The following is a 16,922-nucleotide window of genomic DNA, read 5'->3' on the forward strand; positions in this document are numbered from 1 at the left end:
CTCGGGTTCGGGCTTGAAAGGCGACAGAATCGGTTGCGATGCTACACCACGTTGCCCAGCTGAAGGATGGGCAGATACATCGCGATCACGAGGCCGCCGACGAGCGCACCCAGGACGATCACGATCAGCGGCTCGCCGAGCGCGGCGAGCGCATCGAGCCGTGCGTCGAGCTGACGCTCGCATAGCGCGGCGATATCGGCGAGCATCGTGTCGAGCGCGCCGGTTTCCTCGGCGACGGCGATCGGCTGCACGACGTCGTCCGGGAAGCAGCCCGCCGCGTGCATCGCATCGGCGAGACGCGCGCCGCGCAGCACGTGCGTCGCGATCTGCGCGGTGGCCTGCTCGAACACCGGATGGCCGGCGGTGCGTTCGAGCGTGGCGAATGCATCGGCGAGCGGGACGCCCGCACCGAGCAGCGTTGCGAGCGAGCGGCACCAGCGCGCGGTGGCGAACCGCGTGAGCGCGCCGCCGACGAGCGGCGCATCCAGCACGTGCCGCGCGGCCGTGTAGCGCAGCGATGGCGAGCGCCGCAGCGCGTGACGTGCGGCGAGCCCCGCCACCGCTGCCCCGGCGACGAACGTGCCGCCCCAGGCCGAGGTCGCGGACGAGAGGGCGAGCAGGGCTCGGGTCGGCGCCGGCAAGGCCGCGCCGAAGCCGTCGAAGATCTGCCGGAACGTCGGCACGACCCACACCATCAGCGCGGCTGAGATCGCGAGCGCGAACACGATGACGGCGACCGGGTAGGCGAGCGCGGCACGCAGCTTGCGCCATTGCGCGTCGGCACGTTCGCGGTGCTCCGCGACGCGGGTCAGTATGGTGCCGAGCGCGCCCGATGCTTCGCCTACCTCGATCAACTGGCGATACAGCGTGCCGAACTGGGACGGGTAGCGTGCGAGCGCGGCGGCGAAGCGTTGCCCGCCGACGATCTCGCGTGCGAGGCCGGCGGCGATGCGCGGCAGCCCGTCGCGCGTGCGGGTGCGCGCGAGCATCTCGAGCGACGGTGCGAGCGGCAGTCCGGCCTGCAGCAGGCTCGCGAGCTGACGCGTGAAGCGCGTGACTTCCCGCGCGCCGGCCGACGGCGGCCGGGCCGTGCCGCGGACATCGAGCGACAGCACCGTGACGCCGTCGCGCGCGAGCGCCGCACGTGCGGCGGCGGCGTCGAAGGCGATGACGTTCCCGCGGCATGGCGTGCCGTCGCGACGACGGCCACGCCACGCGAAACGCGTCTCGTGCGGCGGTGCAGGCATCGCGATCACGCGTCGGGCGTCGCGGCCAGTGCTTCCGCGACGCTCGTCGTACCGTCGCGAACGTGCGCGAGTGCCGCGTCGCGCAGACTACGTACGCCCTCGGCTGCCGCGCATTGCGCGAGCGCACCGACGCTTGCGCGCGCGACGATGCGTTCCGCCATCTCCGGTGAAACCGGCATCGTCTGATGCAGGCCGATGCGGCCTCGATAACCGATGCCGTGACAGGCGGCACAGCCGCGCGCGACGAACGGGCGCCACCCGGATTCCAGTGCTGCCGGATTGCAGCCTGCTTCGCGCAGCGCGCGCACCGACGCGTCCGAACGCACGCGGCAGGTGGGGCACAGGCGCCGCACGAGGCGTTGCGCGGTGACGAGGCGCAACGCGGCGGCGAGGTTGTATGGCGCGACGCCGATGTCGAGCAGTCGCGCGACGGCTGCCGGCGCGTCGTTCGTATGCAGCGTGGACAGCACGAGGTGCCCGGTCTGAGCGGCCTTGATCGCGACGTCGGCCGTCTCCGCATCGCGAATCTCGCCGACCATGATGACGTCCGGGTCCTGACGCAGCAGCGCGCGCAGCGCAGTGGCGAACGTCAGCCCGGCTTTTTCGGCGACGCCGACCTGGTTGATGCCGTCGAGCTGGATCTCGGCCGGATCCTCGACCGTGCACACATTGTGCGCATCGCGGTCGAGCATCTGCAGCGCGCAGTAGAGCGACAGCGTCTTGCCGCTGCCGGTCGGCCCGGTCACGAGCACGAGACCGTGCGGCGCGCGTATCGCGGCTTCCATCGCCGCGGCCTGCCGCGCGTCGAAGCCGAGACGCGCGAGCGTGAGGTCGGGCGGCAGCGTTTCGAGGCGGCGCAACACGAGCTTCTCGCCGAACAGCGTGGGCAGCGAGCTGACCCGGTAGTCGCCGCGCGTGCCGCCGTCGACCGCGATGCGCAGCCGGCCGTCCTGCGGAAGCCGGCGCTCGGCGATGTCCATGCGGGCGAGCACCTTGATCCGCGTCACGAGCGCGTCGCGCAGATGAGCGGGCGGCCGCGCGTGTTCATGCAGGACGCCATCGATGCGCAGGCGGATGCGCCAGCCTGCTTCGAACGGTTCGACGTGGATGTCGGACGCGTCGCGCACGCGGGCGGCGTGCAGCGTGTCGGTCAGCAGCCGTACGGCGGGTGAGTCGTCGAGTTGCGCCGCATCGAGCGACCGCGGTGTTTCGGCGGGCGATGCGTCGGTGGAGACAGGCGGCCGCTGCGTGTGCAGCGGCGCCCCGGGAAGTGGGAAGTGCATGTGAGCCGGCGCTCGGCCGCCTGTTGATCGTGACCGGCAAATGGTCGCGTATCGTGCGCGGCGCCGACAGTCGGCCGTTCGGCTAGCGCGCGCCGCGTGCGCGCGTGCTGCGCGGCTTGAAGAGCTTGACGGTGCGCACGGCCTGGTCGTCGCTGCGCATGACCTCGAGCATCACGTCGCGGATCTTCAGGCACACGTCGCCTTCGGGAATTTCCTCGAGGATTTCGAGGATCAGGCCGTTGAGCGTCTTCGGTCCGTCGGTCGGCAGTTGCAGGTGCAGCCAGCGGTTCAGTTCGCGCAGCGGCATGCTGGCGGCGACGATGCATTCGCCGTTCTCGTTCCAGCCGCCCGCGCGTTCGCCGCGCGGCATCGACGTCGTGAATTCGCCGATCAGTTCCTCGATGATGTCCTCGGGCGTGACGAGCCCCTCGAGTTCGCCGTACTCGTTGACGACGAGCGCGGTCCGCTGGCGGCTTTCCTGGAAATACTGGAGCTGCTGGACGACCGGCGTGCCCGACGGCACGTAGTACGGCTCGGCGAGCAGCGTGCGCAACGTTTCGCGGTCGAAATCCTGGTTGTGCAGTGCGGTGAGCGTCTTGCGGACGTGCAGCACGCCGAGCACCTTGTCGATGTCGCCTTCGTAGACGACAAGGCGGTTGTGATAGCAGGTCTCGAGCTGATGCAGGATGTCGTCGAGCGGCGCGTAGAAGTTGAGCGACTCGATCTGGCGGCGCGGCACCATCACGTCGTCGACCGTGATGTTCTCGAGGTCGAACAGGTTGAGCAGGATGCTGCGGTGCTTGGTCGGCATGAAGCTGCTCGACTCGAGCACGATCGCGCGCAGCTCGTCGGCGGACATCCGCTGGTCGCGGCCCTTCTTCGTATTGATGCGCAGCATCCAGAGAACGCCGTTCGCCAGTTCATTGACGAACCAGACGACCGGCTTGAACACGCGCATCAGCGGCGCGATCACGAGACTGGCGGGCAGCGCGATGCGTTCGGGAAAGGTCGCGCCGACGATCTTCGGCGCGATTTCCGCGAACACGATGATCAGGAACGCGACGATGCCGGTCGCGATCGACAGCGCCAGGTTGTTACGGCCGAACGTGTGCAGCGCGAGCGACGTCGTCAGGACCGGGATGATCGTGTTGAACAGGTTGTTGCCGATCAGGATCACGCTGAGCAGCAGGTCGGTGCGCGTGAGGAGACCCTGCGTGGTTTTCGCGCCGAGCACGCCCTGGCCGGCGAGATGCTTCAGCCGATGGCGGTTGAGCGCCATCATCGCGGTCTCGGAAATGGAAAAGAAGCTGGAGCAGAGGAGAAGCAGGAAGACGGCGCCGATTTGCGCCCATAAGGGAATTTGGTCCACGCGTCAGAAGGGCAGTGAAGGACAGGGATGGAGGGAATATAGCAGAGGCCGGCGGCCGGGATGTGTCGTGCGCGACACGCGCGCTCGCGAGACCAGGCAGAAGAAGGCAAAAAAAAACCGTGCACACGGTGCACGGTTTTTTCAAAATCTGGTCGGGGTGAGAGGATTCGAACCTCCGGCCTCTACGTCCCGAACGTAGCGCTCTACCAGGCTAAGCTACACCCCGATTTTTTGCTCTTCCGACTTCGCCGCTTTCGTTCAGATCGCTGCGTCGTCACAAGCAAGAACGTAACTATAACGATGTTTTTTCGAAAAGGGAATACCTTGATGAAGAAATTTTTCGAAATGCGGTTCGTGTCGTGGTCGCCGCGCGCTTACGACTGTCGCGACGTCGAGTACGAGCACAGCGCGAGCAGGCTTTCCTTGTAGATCGAATCCGGGAACGCGGCGATCGCGGCCGCGGCGGCCTGTGCTTCCTGGCGCGCGCATTCGAGCGTATGGTCGAGCGCGCCCGAACGCGTGATCGCGTCGAAGATCGTGTCGAAGCGATCGGTGCCGCCTTGTTCGATCGCCTCGCGGGCGAGCGCCGATTGCTCGGGCGTGCCGCGTTCGATCAGATAGATGAGCGGCAGTGTCGGCTTGCCTTCGCGCAGGTCGTCGCCGGCATTCTTGCCCATCGCTTCGGCCGTGCCCGCGTAGTCGAGCCAGTCGTCCATGATCTGGAATGCGGTGCCGATCCGGCGGCCGTATTCGGCGGCGGCGGCTTCGGTCGGCGCATCGGCGCCGGCGAGCACCGCGCCCAGGCGGGCCGATGCCTCGAACAGCTTCGCCGTCTTGTAGCGGATCACCTGCATGTAGCGCGTCTCGTCGACGTCCGCGTCGTGCATGTTCAGGAGCTGCAGCACTTCGCCTTCGGAAATGATCGTCGTCGCTTCCGACAGGATTTCCATCACGCGCATCTTGCCGACGCCGACCATCATCTCGAACGAACGCGAATAGAGGTAGTCGCCGACCAGCACGCTCGCCGCGTTGCCGAACAGCGCGTTGGCCGTCTGGCGGCCTCGCCGCAGTTCGGATTCGTCGACGACGTCGTCATGCAGCAGCGTGGCCGTGTGGATGAATTCGACGACGGCGGCCAGCACGTGCCGCTGGTGCGACGTCTCGCCGAGCGCGCCGGCGACGAGCAGCAGCAGGGCCGGACGCAGCCGCTTGCCGCCCGCGCCGATGATGTACTCGGCGATCTGGTTGATCAGCAGCACGTCGGACGCGAGGCTTTGCCGGATAACGCGATTCACCTGCTCCATGTCGCTGGCGATCGGGGCGAGCAGGTGGGCGGCGCTGAGGGTGGGGGAGGCGGTGGACGACGACATGATGATCGAAATGGGTGATGCCGCGGATTATAAGTCGAATCCGCGATATGCCGGTCTGTCGGACGTGTCTGCCCGGTGATTTTGGCCGTCCGGCCAGGGCTTGCGGGCGGCAATCGTGGATCGGCTTTGACTTGGGTGCTAAGCCCATGTATAATCACGTGTTTTCCGCGCGTGGTGTGCGGAAAAATTGGATCCAGAGTGAGGTTCTCAATGTACGCGGTCATAAAAACCGGCGGCAAGCAGTACAAGGTTGCCGTTGGCGAAAAACTCAAAGTAGAACAGATACCGGCTGACATTGACGCTGAAATCACGCTCGACCAGGTTCTCGCAGTGGGCGAAGGCGAATCGATTAAGTTCGGTACGCCGCTGGTCAGTGGGGCTTCCGTCAAGGCCACCGTTGTGTCGCACGGTCGTCATGCCAAGGTCACCATCTTCAAGATGCGTCGCCGGAAGCACTACCAAAAGCACGGCGGCCACCGCCAGAACTACACTGAGCTGCGCATCGACGCGATCAACGCGTAAGCGCCTCGGTAAAGGAGCAATCAGATGGCACACAAAAAGGCAGGCGGCTCTTCCCGGAACGGCCGCGACTCCGAGTCGAAACGTCTCGGCGTGAAAGTGTACGGCGGCCAGGCGATCAACGCTGGCGGCATCATCGTGCGTCAGCGCGGTACGCGCATGCACGCTGGCGAGAACGTCGGCATGGGCAAGGATCACACCCTGTTCGCGCTGGTCGACGGTCACGTCAAGTTCGCGACCAAGGGCGCGGACAAGAAGCATCTGGTCATCGTTGTCCCGGCGGCTGCCTAAGTTCAGGCACCCACGGGCTTCGTAGCCGAAAGGCCCCGCAGTCTTCGCGGGGCCTTTTTTTATTTGGCCGCCGGGCGCATGTGCGCGCCGGCGGCTGTCGCGACACTGGCGGGCAATCGGCCGAACGGCAGATTGTTCAAGCGCGCCGGCGCGCGGCACAATAGCGGAAATACTGGTCGGAGTGACGAATGAAGTTCATTGACGAAGCACGAATCGAAGTCATCGCCGGCGACGGAGGCGATGGCAGCGCGTCGATGCGCCGCGAGAAATTCGTTCCGTTCGGCGGGCCGGACGGCGGCGACGGCGGCCGGGGCGGCAACGTCTACGCGATCGCCGACCGCAACATCAACACGCTGATCGACTACCGTTACGCGAAGAAGCACCTGGCGCGCAACGGCGAAAACGGTCGCGGCTCGGATTGCTACGGCAAGGGCGGGGACGACGTCACGCTGCGCATGCCGGTCGGCACGGTCGTGACCGACATGGATACGGGCGAGCTGATCGCCGACCTGACCGAGCACGATCAGCAGGTGATGCTCGCGAAGGGCGGCGCAGGCGGTCTCGGCAACCTGCATTTCAAGTCGAGCACGAACCGCGCGCCGCGCCAGAAAACCGACGGCAAGCCCGGCGAACGGCGCATGCTGCGGCTCGAGCTGAAGGTGCTCGCCGACGTCGGTCTGCTTGGCATGCCGAACGCCGGCAAGTCGACCTTCATCTCGTCGGTGTCGAACGCGAAGCCGAAGATCGCCGACTATCCGTTCACGACGCTCGCTCCGAACCTTGGCGTCGTGCGGGTCGGCCCGAGCAAGAGCTTCGTGATCGCCGATATTCCGGGGCTGATCGAGGGCGCCGCCGAAGGCGCGGGCCTCGGCCACCAGTTCCTGCGACACCTGCAGCGCACCGGCGTGCTGCTGCATCTCGTCGATCTGGCTCCGTTCGACGAAAGCGTCGACCCGGTCGCTGAAGCGACCGCGATCGTCGGCGAGCTGCGCAAGTACGACGAGGCGCTGTACGAGAAGCCGCGCTGGCTCGTCCTCAACAAGCTCGACATGGTGCCGGAAGACGAGCGCGAGGCGCGCGTCGCCGATTTCCTCGACCGTTTCGGCTGGGACGGCCCGGTGTTCGAGATTTCGGCGCTCACGGGCCAGGGCTGCGAAGCGCTCTGCTACGCGATCTACGATTACCTCGCCGAGCATTCGGACGCACATCGTGCGGCGGAAGAGGAAGATCTGGCCGCGGACGTACGGTTCCGCGATGCGCCGCAAGCCGATGGCGGCGCGACGCCCGGCGACGACGCCTGAGCGGGCCCGACACGCACCGGGCATCGCGTCCGGTGCCTGAATTCAATTGCGCCCGGCCGGGCAGGCATCAGATACAGGAGACGGCGCACGATGCGTTCGATCATCGCGGATTCGAAGCGATTGGTGGTGAAGGTGGGCTCCAGCCTCGTGACCAACGACGGCAAGGGGCTCGATCATGCTGCAATCGGCCGCTGGGCGGCCCAGATCGCCGCACTGCGCGCGCAGGGCAAGGAAGTGGTGCTCGTCAGCTCGGGCGCGATTGCGGAAGGGATGCAGCGGCTCGGCTGGAGCAAGCGTCCGCGCGAGATCGACGAGCTGCAGGCCGCCGCCGCGGTCGGCCAGATGGGGCTCGCGCAAGTTTATGAAAGCCGCTTTACCGAGCACGATATCCGCACCGCGCAGATCCTGCTGACGCACGCCGACCTGGCCGATCGCGAGCGCTACCTGAATGCGCGCTCGACGCTGCTGACGCTGCTGCGGCTCGGCGTCGTGCCGATCATCAACGAGAACGACACGGTCGTCACCGACGAAATCAAGTTCGGCGACAACGACACGCTCGGCGCGCTCGTCGCGAACCTGATCGAAGGCGATGCGCTGATCATCCTGACCGACCAGACGGGCTTGTTCACCGCCGATCCGCGCAAGGATCCGAATGCGACGCTGGTCGCGGAAGCCAGCGCGGGCGCGCCGGAGCTCGAGGCGATGGCCGGCGGCGCAGGCTCGAGCCTCGGCCGCGGCGGGATGCTGACGAAGATCCTCGCGGCGAAGCGCGCGGCGCACAGCGGCGCGAACACCGTGATCGCGAGCGGCCGCGAAGCCGACGTGCTGGTGCGGCTGGCGGCGGGCGAGGCGATCGGCACGCAGCTGATCGCGCGCACCGCGCGGATGGCCGCGCGCAAGCAATGGATGGCCGATCACCTGCAGGTGCGCGGGCACGTCGTGATCGATGCGGGCGCGGTCGAGAAGCTGACGGCCGGCGGCAAGAGCCTGCTGCCGATCGGCGTGACTGGCGTGCAGGGCGCGTTCGCACGCGGGGAGGTGATCGCGTGTGTCGGCCCCGACGGGCGTGAAGTGGCGCGCGGCCTCACGAACTACAGCAGCGCGGAAACGAAGCTGATTCACCGCAAGCCGAGCGGCGAGATCGAGACGGTGCTCGGCTACATGCTGGAGCCGGAGCTGATTCACCGCGACAACCTCGTGCTCGTGTAACCGTTCGGCCAGGCGTCGCGAGACAGCAAAAAGCCCGCATCGCGCGGGCTTTTTGTTGTGACGAAGCGAAACGAGGCCGGGCAGCCGGCCTCGGTTGCGCGGTCAGCGCAGCTGGCTCATCGCGGTGCGGTGGAACTTGATGTTCTCGAGGATCTGCTGGGTCGTGCCCTGCGGCATCTTGTTCGCGCAGAAATAGTCCTGGTACAGCGCCGAGTGGTACGCGTTCAGCTCGCCGTTCTCGATGCGACGCCAGTCGTTCTCGACCGTGCGGTCCCAGCCGTCGTGATCCGAATTCAGGCCTGCATACTGACGCCATTCGTAGGTGTCGCAGCGGATGCCTTCGTAGTTCACGTTGCGCGCGCCGGCCGGGCTCGTGATGACGACTGCGTAGCGCACGACGCCGTCGCTGCCGACCGCGAGCGACTTCGCATCGACGGAGAACTTGAGCGGCGTGTTCTGCGACACGTTGAACGGCAGCAGATCGCCCGCTTGCGGCAGCGGCGGCAGCGTGTCGACCGGGTTTTCCTTCCAGTTGCCCTGGCGGTCCAGCAGGTACACGAACTCGCTGTCATCCTTGTTGGTCGGCGTCTTCGAATTCGCGCACCCGGCCAGCGTGGCCGCCGCGACGATCGATGCGAGCGCGAGAGCAATCGCTTTCAATATGCATTCCTCGTAAAAAAAGGGCGCGACACCAAGGTCGCGCCCGGTCATGCAGTCCGACTCGTCATTTGCCGACGATCACGCGGGGCGGCATCTCGTCGAGCGTGCTCGCCTCCACTTCGATCTCGGAACAGACCACCGATGTGTCGACAATCGTCAGCGTCTGCTGGGCCTGCGCGCCGATGACGCGCGGATAGCGCGACAGACGCGGCCCACGCGGCTTTTCGGCTCGCTGCGCCGGGCGGCGCAGGAAGCGCGACAGTTCCGTCAGCGCCAACTGATAGACATCCCGCTTGAACTCGATCACCGCATCGAGCGGCACCCAGTACTCGTTCCAGCGCCACGCATCGAACTCCGGGTGGTCGGTCGCGCGCAAGCAAATGTCGCAATCGCGTCCGACCATCCGCAGAAGGAACCAGATCTGCTTCTGGCCGCGGTAATGTCCGCGTACTTCGCGTTTGATGAACTTGTCAGGCACCTCGTAACGCAACCAGTCGCGAGTGCGGCCGATTATCTTGACGTGTTCCGGGTGCAGGCCCGTCTCCTCGTGCAGCTCCCGGTACATCGCCTGCATGGGGGTCTCGCCGTACTTGATCCCACCTTGAGGAAACTGCCAGGAATGCTCGCGGAGCCGCTTGCCCCAAAACACCTCGTTGCGCGCGTTCAAGAGGATGATGCCGACGTTCGGGCGAAAGCCTTCACGATCCAGCATACAACCACCTTCGAATCCTTTAAAATTGCTTTGATTATAAACAGATAACGGGCGCTGCGCACCGTGACGGAGCGAAACCGCGCGGGGTACACCGGCTGAATTGTCCCTGATTTGTCTGCTAAGTCATCTGCGCCATCGTCGTTCGTCGCGCGCAGCTTTTTCACCTTGAAACTTTTTCGGGCGCCCCGCCTGGGGCGCCGTATTTGGAACCGTCCGCATGAAAGCTTCCCGTTTCTTTATCGGCACCCTCAAAGAAGCACCGGCCGACGCAGAGATCGTCAGCCACAAGCTGATGGTGCGCGCCGGCATGATCCGTCGCGTCGCCGGCGGCATCTACAACTACCTGCCGGTCGGCCTGCGTTCGATTCGCAAGGTCGAGGCGATCGTGCGCGAGGAAATGAACCGGGCAGGCGCCATCGAGCTGCTGATGCCGGCCGTGCAACCGGCCGAGCTGTGGCAGGAATCGGGCCGCTGGGAGCAGTACGGCCCCGAGCTGCTGCGCTTCAAGGACCGCAAGGACAACGACTTCGTGATCGGGCCGACGCACGAGGAAGTCATCACCGACATCGCGCGCAACCAGATCAAGAGCTACCGGCAGATGCCGGTGAACTTCTACCAGATCCAGACGAAGTTCCGCGACGAGATCCGTCCGCGCTTCGGCGTGATGCGCGGCCGCGAGTTCATCATGAAGGACGCGTATTCGTTCGACAAGGACGCGGCCGGCCTGAACGAGTCATATCGCAAGATGTACGACGCATACGTGCGCATCTTCACGCGCCTCGGCCTCGAGTTCCGCGCGGTTGCGGCCGACAGCGGCTCGATCGGCGGCAACTTCTCGCACGAGTTCCACGTGATCGCCGATACCGGCGAGGACGCGATCGCCTACTGTCCGACGTCCGACTTCGCGGCGAACGTCGAAGCGGCCGAAGCGCTGCCGCTGATCGCCGAACGCGCGGCACCCGCCGAAGCGATGGAAAAGGTCGCGACGCCCGGCAAGGCGAAGTGCGAGGCCGTCGCCGAACTGCTGTCGATCCCGCTCGAGCGCACGATCAAGTCGATCGTGCTCGCCACCGACAACGAAGGCGCCGAGCCGACCATCTGGCTCGTGATGCTGCGCGGCGACCACGACCTGAACGAGATCAAGGTGTCGAAGCTGCCGGGGCTGAAGAACCACCGCTTCGCGACCGAGCAGGAAATCGTCGAGTGGTTCGGCACGCCGCCGGGCTACCTCGGCCCGGTCGGCACGAAGAAGCCGGTGAAGGTGATCGCCGATCGCACGGTCGCGAACATGAGCGACTTCGTCGTCGGCGCGAACGAGGTCGACTATCACATCGCCGGCGTGAACTGGGGCCGCGACCTGCCGGAGCCGGACGTCGCCGACGTGCGCAACGTGAAGAAGGGCGATCCGTCGCCGGACGGCAAGGGTGAGATCGACATCTGCCGCGGCATCGAAGTCGGCCACGTGTTCCAGCTCGGCACCAAGTACTCGGAAGCGATGGGCGCGACGTTCCTCGACGAGTCGGGCAAGCCGCAGCCGATGCTGATGGGCTGCTACGGCGTCGGCGTCACGCGCATTCTCGGCGCGGCGATCGAACAGAACTTCGACGAGCGCGGCATCATCTGGCCCGAGTCGATCGCGCCGTTCGAAGTCGTGCTGTGCCCGATGGGCTACGATCGAAGCGACATGGTCCGCGAGGCCGCCGACAAGCTGTACGCGGAACTGGCCGCGGCCGGCATCGACGTGATCCTCGACGATCGCGGCGAGCGCCCGGGCGTGATGTTTGCCGACTGGGAATTGATCGGCGTGCCGCATCGCCTGGTGATCGGCGAGCGCGGCCTGAAGGAAGGCAAGATCGAGTATCAGGGCCGCCGCGACGCCGAGGCGACGCTGCTGCCGGCCGACGCGGCCGCGGCGACGGTGACGGAGAAGATCCGCGCCGCGCTCGCGCGCTAAGCGCTTCGACCGGAGGACACGGTGGAATACACCTTCCTGTCGGCCACCGTGCTCCTCGTGCTGATCACGGATCCGCTCGGCAACATCCCGCTGTTCATCACGGCGATGCGGGATGTGCCGCGCGAGCGGCGCGTGAAGCTGATCCTGCGTGAAGTCGGGACCGCGTTCGTGATCCTGCTGTTCTTCATGGTGGTCGGCGACCGCTTCCTGCGGATGATGAACCTCACCGACCTGTCGCTGCGGCTCGGCGGCGGGATCGTGCTGTTCCTGATCGCGCTGCGGATGATCTTCCCGCATCCGGACGGCGCGCTCGGCAGCGATCCGCGCGCCGGCGGTGAACCGTTCATCGTGCCGCTCGCGATTCCCGCGCTCGCTGGGCCGTCCGCGCTCGCGACGGTGATGCTGCTGACGTCGCAGGCGCCGGGCAAGATGTTCGAGTGGGTCGGCGCGCTGACGGTCACGATGATCGTCTGCGCGATCACGCTGGTGCTGGCCGAACGGATCCAGCAGTGGCTCGGCGAGCGGACCGTCGCCGCGTTCGAGCGGCTGATGGGTCTCGTGCTCGTCGCGATCTCGGTCGAGATGCTGCTCGCCGGCATCAAGGCGTTCGTGCACCAGCTGCAGATGTAACGCGTTGGTGCGTACCGACGAAAAAAAGCGGCGCTCCGGGTAACCGGAGCGCCGCTTTCCATTTATATAGCGGGCAGGGCGGCGATCAGACGTTCGCGGTCAGCGCACGGATCGTCGGCAGGTTGCGCCAGTAGCCCTTGGCGTCCATCCCGCAGCCGAACACGTAGCGGTCGGGCACCGAGAAGCCGCAGAAGTCGGGATGCAGCGGTTTCGCCTTCGTGAGCGTCTTCTCGCACAGCACCGCGGACATGAAGCGCTTCGCGCCCATGTCGAGGATGCGGTCGCGGATCGCGGCCATCGTCTCGCCTTCGTCGAGGATGTCGTCGAGCACGAGCACGATGCGGTCCTTCACCGATTCGCGCGGCGCGACGCGCCAGTGCATCTCCGGGCTGCCCTGCGTCGTGTTGCGGTAGCGGGTCAGGTGGATGTAGTCGAATTCCAGCGGGAAATCGAGATGCGGCAGCAGCATCCCGGTAAACACCGCGGCGCCGCCCATCACCGAGAGGACGAGCGGGAACGCGTCGCCGATCTCGGCGCGGATCGCTTCGGCCATCCGGGCGATCGACGCGTTGACGGCGTCCGCCGAGACGATCTCTTCGGAGTGTTCGAAAATGTGGAGGGCTTCTTCGCGGTTCATGAGTTCTGGCGGGCAGTCGGTATACAAATAAGAATGAAGCAGAACGGCTGGCGCGCGCTACGGCAAAAACCCGCGCGCCGGCCGACGGGCGGAATCAGCGCATGCCGGGCATCATGCCCTTCAAGCCGCGCATCATCTTCTGCATGTTGCCGCCCTTCAGCTTCTTCATCATCGTACGCATCTGGTCGTACTGGTTCAGCATCCGGTTGACTTCCTGCACCGGCACGCCCGCGCCGGCTGCAATGCGGCGCTTGCGCGTCGCCTTGATGATTTCGGGTTTGGCGCGCTCGGCGGGCGTCATCGAGCTGATGATGCCTTCCATCCGGCGGATCGACTTCTCGGCCTGGCCCATGTCGGCGCCGGCCGCCGCCTGCTGGAACTGCGCGGGCAGCTTGTCCATCAGCGACGACAGGCCGCCCATGTTCTTCATCTGCGAGATCTGCGCGCGGAAATCGTTCAGGTCGAAGTCGCCGCCTTTCTTGACCTTGTCGGCGAGCTTCTGCGCGGCCTGCACGTCGACGCCGCGCTGCGCTTCCTCGACGAGCGCGAGGATGTCGCCCATGCCGAGGATCCGGTTCGCCATCCGGTCCGGGTGGAACACCTCGAGGCCGTCGAGCTTCTCGGCGACGCCGACGAACTTGATCGGCTTGCCCGTGATGTGGCGCACCGACAGCGCGGCACCGCCGCGCGAATCGCCGTCGAGCTTGGTCAGCACGACGCCGGTGAGCGGCAGCGTGTCGTTGAACGCCTTCGCGGTGTTGACCGCGTCCTGGCCGAGCATCGCGTCGACGACGAACAGCGTTTCGGCCGGCTTCAGCGTGCCGTGCAGCGCGGCGATTTCCTGCATCATCGCCTCGTCGATACCGAGGCGGCCGGCCGTGTCGACGATCAGCACGTCATGGTAGTGGCGCTTCGCCCAGTCGACGGCCGCGAGTGCGATGTCGACGGGCTTCTGGTCCGGCGTCGACGGGAAGAAATCGGCGCCGACCTGTTCGCTCACCGTTTTCAGCTGCATGATGGCGGCCGGGCGATACACGTCGCACGACACCGTCAGCACCTTCTTCTTGTACTTCTCGCGCAAGAGTTTCGCGAGCTTGCCGGCGGTCGTGGTCTTGCCGGCGCCCTGCAGGCCGGCCATCAGGATCACGGCGGGCGGCGTGACCGCGAGGTTCAGCTCGGCGGCCTTGCCTTCGTAGTCGCCGCCGATCACGGCGGTCAGTTCCTTCTGGACCACGCCGACGAGCGCCTGGCCCGGCGACAGGCTGCTGATCACTTCCTCGCCGAGCGCCTTTTCCTTGACCTTGGCGATGAATTCGCGGACGACCGGCAGCGCGACGTCGGCTTCCAGCAACGCGAGACGCACCTCGCGGAGCATCTCCTGGGTGTTCGCCTCGGTAAGCCGGGCCTCGCCGCGCAGCGTCTTGACGACGCGCGCCATCCGTTGAGTGAGATTGTCGAGCATGGGGAGCGATGGACAGTGGGGCCCGAAGGCGCAACGGAACCGTACAAAAGGGAGCCGTCGCGGGAAGGGGGCCTAGTGTAAACTTCGAACATGGATATTGTACTGTATGCCCTCACCGCATTCCTGTACGGCGGCCTCGCCGTCGCAGGCTGGCGCACGCACCGCCAGGGTGCGACGCCGCTCGTCGCGAGCGTGCCGGCCGTGCCGGTGCCGGCGTCCGCCGCGTCGGGAATGAGCGGCGCCGGCCGCGCGCTGCTGTTCGCGGCGCTCGTCGCGCACGGCGTGCTGCTGCACACGACGATCTTCCCGCACGACGCGATGGTCTTCGGCTTCGCGTTCGCGCTGTCCGCGATGTTCTGGCTCGGCGCCGGCATCTACTGGATCGAGAGCTTCTTCTTCCCGCTCGACAGCCTGCGCCTGCTCGTGCTGCCGCTCGCGTGCGGCGCGTCGCTGCTGCCGCTCGTGTTCGGTGGCGTGCGGGTGCTGCCTTATGCCGCAGCGCCGCTGTTCAAGATGCACTTCCTGATCGCGAACATCGCGTACGGCCTTTTCGCGATCGCCGCGCTGCACGCGGTCCTGATGCTGATGGTCGAGCGGCGCCTGCAGTCGCTGAGGAGCGGCGGGCGCGACGGCTCGACCGGCTGGATCGCGAGTTGGCTCGAAACGCTGCCGCCGCTGCTCACGCTCGAGAAGCTGCTGTTCCGTCTGATCGGCGCCGGCTTCGTGCTGCTGACGCTGACGCTCGCGTCGGGGATCCTGTTCAGCGAGCAGGTCGATGCACGCGCGCTGCGGCTCGATCACAAGACCGTGTTCGCGGTGCTGTCGTGGCTGATGTTCGGCGGCCTGCTGATCGCGCACAAGACGTCGGGCTGGCGCGGGCGCGGCGCCGCGCGCTGGGTGCTCGTGTCGTTTGCCGCGCTGCTGCTCGCGTATGTCGGCAGCCGGTTCGTTTTCGAGGTGCTGCTGCACCGCTCCGTGGTTTGAACGCAGGTTTCCGATGCGACAGATTCTTCTCCTGATTCTTCTCTTCTTCGCGGGTTCGTGGCTCACGCGCAAGCTGCGCCAGGCCCAGGAGCACGCGCAGGCGCGCGCCGGCCGCGGTGGCGGCAACGACGGCGCACCGGGTCCTGGCGCCGGGGCGGCACGCCCGAACGGCGACGCGCGCTCGCTGCCCGAACCGATGGTGCGTTGCGCCGAGTGCGGCGTGCATACGCCGCAGGGCGACGCCGTCGCCGCGGGCGGCGAATACTTCTGCAGCACCGAGCACGCGCAGCGCCACGGCGCACACGCGAGCGGCCACGACGCCCGATGAGCGACGCAGCGCTGCTGTCGGTCGACGCGAACGGCTGGGTGCGCGAAGCGCGCCACGCGCCGTCGCCGAATTTCGAGGCGCGGCCCGCGGGCGCGGTGCCGACGCTCGTCGTCGTCCACAACATCAGCCTGCCCCCCGGCGAGTTCGGCGGCGATGCGATCGAGGCGCTGTTCCTGAATCGCCTCGATTGCGATACGCACCCCTATTACCAGCGCCACCTGCGCGACGTGCGCGTGTCCGCGCACTTCCTGATCCGCCGCGACGGCGAACTCGTGCAGTTCGTGTCGTGCGACGAGCGTGCATGGCATGCGGGCGCGTCCGAGTTCTTCGGCCGGTCGCGCTGCAACGACTTCTCGATCGGCATCGAACTCGAAGGTGCGGACGACGTGCCGTTCGACGCGGCACAGTACGCGACGCTCGGGGTGCTCGCACGCACGCTCGCCGCACGCTATCCGATCGATGCGGTGGCCGGGCATTCGGACGTCGCGCCGGGCCGCAAGACCGACCCGGGTCCGCACTTCGATTGGCAACGCTTCGCGAGCGATGCCGGGTTTTCCGCCGAATACTTTCCTTTCCGTCAGCACTGATCGCAGGGTTTTTGAGCGGGCGAAATTTTTTTTTCCGACCAATGCCTTGTCGCGTCTGCCCGTCCGGGCGGCCGGGTTGATGTCAATACCTCCGGCGAAAATTCTCCGTTTTGATGTCGCCGGAATGTCCACTATACTTGGTGCCAGTTGAGCGGTTCTGTACTAGATATAGTGTGTGTCGCAGGGGAAACCCGAGCGGCACCGGCCGGCGGGCAACGCCGGCGGCCAGGGTTCTCAGTGCGGCGCGCCAGGCCGGGCGGTCCGGGCGTCGCAATCAAGCGCAGCGAACTTCGACGGGGCAGCGTACACATGACGAAGCACACGACCGGATCGGTTGTCGCGCATCGACCGAACCGGCTTCCCCGACGCATCGCTCGCC

At 66.4% G+C, this 16,922-nt stretch carries 17 protein-coding genes and 1 tRNA gene; 9 read left to right on the forward strand and 9 right to left on the reverse strand.

The annotated features are described in order from the left end of the window. Positions 1–41: 41 nt before the first annotated feature. The 5 genes from DID99_RS17830 to DID99_RS17850 all read right to left on the reverse strand — a co-directional run bounded on the left by DID99_RS17830 (position 42) and on the right by DID99_RS17850 (position 5,269). Positions 42–1,247 (reverse strand): type II secretion system F family protein, encoded by a 1,206-nt coding sequence (locus DID99_RS17830; protein WP_124571480.1) that lies wholly within the window; start codon positions 1,245–1,247, stop codon positions 42–44. A 5-nt stretch (positions 1,248–1,252) separates the two neighbouring features. After that, on the reverse strand, positions 1,253–2,530 hold the full coding sequence (locus DID99_RS17835) for a GspE/PulE family protein (RefSeq protein WP_124571479.1): 1,278 nt from the start codon (positions 2,528–2,530) through the stop codon (positions 1,253–1,255). An 82-nt stretch (positions 2,531–2,612) separates the two neighbouring features. After that, positions 2,613–3,899, reverse strand: coding sequence for an HlyC/CorC family transporter (locus DID99_RS17840; protein ID WP_124571478.1), 1,287 nt, complete (start codon positions 3,897–3,899; stop codon positions 2,613–2,615). 149 nt (positions 3,900–4,048) lie between these two features. Next, positions 4,049–4,125 (reverse strand) — tRNA-Pro (locus DID99_RS17845). A 148-nt stretch (positions 4,126–4,273) separates the two neighbouring features. Then, positions 4,274–5,269, reverse strand: a complete 996-nt coding sequence (locus tag DID99_RS17850; RefSeq protein ID WP_044844218.1) for a polyprenyl synthetase family protein — start codon at positions 5,267–5,269, stop codon at positions 4,274–4,276. A gap of 210 nt (positions 5,270–5,479) precedes the next feature. Here DID99_RS17850 and rplU point away from each other — a divergent pair, with 210 nt between their 5' ends. The 4 genes from rplU (at position 5,480) to proB (ending at position 8,589) form a co-directional block, all read left to right on the forward strand. Then, complete coding sequence (rplU, locus tag DID99_RS17855; protein ID WP_006025184.1) at positions 5,480–5,791, forward strand: 50S ribosomal protein L21; 312 nt, start codon at positions 5,480–5,482, stop codon at positions 5,789–5,791. Between the two features lie 24 nt (positions 5,792–5,815). Further along, positions 5,816–6,079, forward strand: a complete 264-nt coding sequence (gene rpmA / locus DID99_RS17860; RefSeq protein WP_006476999.1) for a 50S ribosomal protein L27 — start codon at positions 5,816–5,818, stop codon at positions 6,077–6,079. Positions 6,080–6,267: 188 nt separating this feature from the next. Next, the gene (gene cgtA / locus DID99_RS17865) at positions 6,268–7,380 is read left to right on the forward strand and encodes an Obg family GTPase CgtA (RefSeq protein ID WP_044844217.1); all 1,113 of its coding nucleotides are present in this window, start codon (positions 6,268–6,270) and stop codon (positions 7,378–7,380) included. A 90-nt stretch (positions 7,381–7,470) separates the two neighbouring features. After that, positions 7,471–8,589 (forward strand): glutamate 5-kinase, encoded by a 1,119-nt coding sequence (gene proB, locus DID99_RS17870; RefSeq protein ID WP_044844216.1) that lies wholly within the window; start codon positions 7,471–7,473, stop codon positions 8,587–8,589. Positions 8,590–8,691: 102 nt separating this feature from the next. On the opposite strand, the gene DID99_RS17875 is transcribed toward proB, so the two are convergent. Both DID99_RS17875 and DID99_RS17880 read right to left on the reverse strand, forming a co-directional pair. Then, entirely contained in the window at positions 8,692–9,300 is a 609-nt protein-coding gene (locus DID99_RS17875; protein ID WP_044844215.1) for a CNP1-like family protein, read from the reverse strand. A 13-nt stretch (positions 9,301–9,313) separates the two neighbouring features. Next, positions 9,314–9,961: an RNA pyrophosphohydrolase gene (locus tag DID99_RS17880; RefSeq protein ID WP_044844214.1), complete on the reverse strand. Its 648-nt coding sequence runs from the start codon at positions 9,959–9,961 to the stop codon at positions 9,314–9,316. A 217-nt stretch (positions 9,962–10,178) separates the two neighbouring features. On the opposite strand from DID99_RS17880, the gene DID99_RS17890 reads away from it, so the two are divergent. Continuing rightward, positions 10,179–11,915, forward strand: coding sequence for a proline--tRNA ligase (locus tag DID99_RS17890; RefSeq protein ID WP_044844213.1), 1,737 nt, complete (start codon positions 10,179–10,181; stop codon positions 11,913–11,915). Positions 11,916–11,936: 21 nt separating this feature from the next. After that, positions 11,937–12,545 carry a MarC family protein gene (locus DID99_RS17895; RefSeq protein ID WP_124667239.1) on the forward strand — a complete coding sequence of 203 codons (609 nt, stop codon included), beginning with the start codon at positions 11,937–11,939 and terminating at the stop codon, positions 12,543–12,545. Positions 12,546–12,630: 85 nt separating this feature from the next. Here the strand turns inward: DID99_RS17895 and DID99_RS17900 are convergent, their stop codons facing one another. Then, on the reverse strand, positions 12,631–13,182 hold the full coding sequence (locus DID99_RS17900; RefSeq protein WP_044844211.1) for a hypoxanthine-guanine phosphoribosyltransferase: 552 nt from the start codon (positions 13,180–13,182) through the stop codon (positions 12,631–12,633). 94 nt (positions 13,183–13,276) lie between these two features. Beyond that, positions 13,277–14,644, reverse strand: a complete 1,368-nt coding sequence (ffh, locus tag DID99_RS17905; RefSeq protein WP_039317379.1) for a signal recognition particle protein — start codon at positions 14,642–14,644, stop codon at positions 13,277–13,279. A 90-nt stretch (positions 14,645–14,734) separates the two neighbouring features. Between ffh and DID99_RS17910 the strand changes: the two genes are divergently transcribed. The 3 genes from DID99_RS17910 to ampD are packed head-to-tail and all read left to right on the forward strand — an operon-like array spanning position 14,735 to position 16,543. Next, the gene (locus DID99_RS17910; protein ID WP_124571476.1) at positions 14,735–15,628 is read left to right on the forward strand and encodes an inner membrane protein YpjD; all 894 of its coding nucleotides are present in this window, start codon (positions 14,735–14,737) and stop codon (positions 15,626–15,628) included. Positions 15,629–15,641: 13 nt separating this feature from the next. Continuing rightward, complete coding sequence (locus tag DID99_RS17915) at positions 15,642–15,956, forward strand: PP0621 family protein (protein WP_124488231.1); 315 nt, start codon at positions 15,642–15,644, stop codon at positions 15,954–15,956. Further along, positions 15,953–16,543: a 1,6-anhydro-N-acetylmuramyl-L-alanine amidase AmpD gene (gene ampD / locus DID99_RS17920; protein WP_124571475.1), complete on the forward strand. Its 591-nt coding sequence runs from the start codon at positions 15,953–15,955 to the stop codon at positions 16,541–16,543. Before DID99_RS17915 ends, ampD begins: the two co-directional genes overlap by 4 nt. Positions 16,544–16,922: the final 379 nt, after the last annotated feature.

The organism is Burkholderia sp. Bp8986, from assembly GCF_003854225.1.
Classification (GTDB): domain Bacteria; phylum Pseudomonadota; class Gammaproteobacteria; order Burkholderiales; family Burkholderiaceae; genus Burkholderia.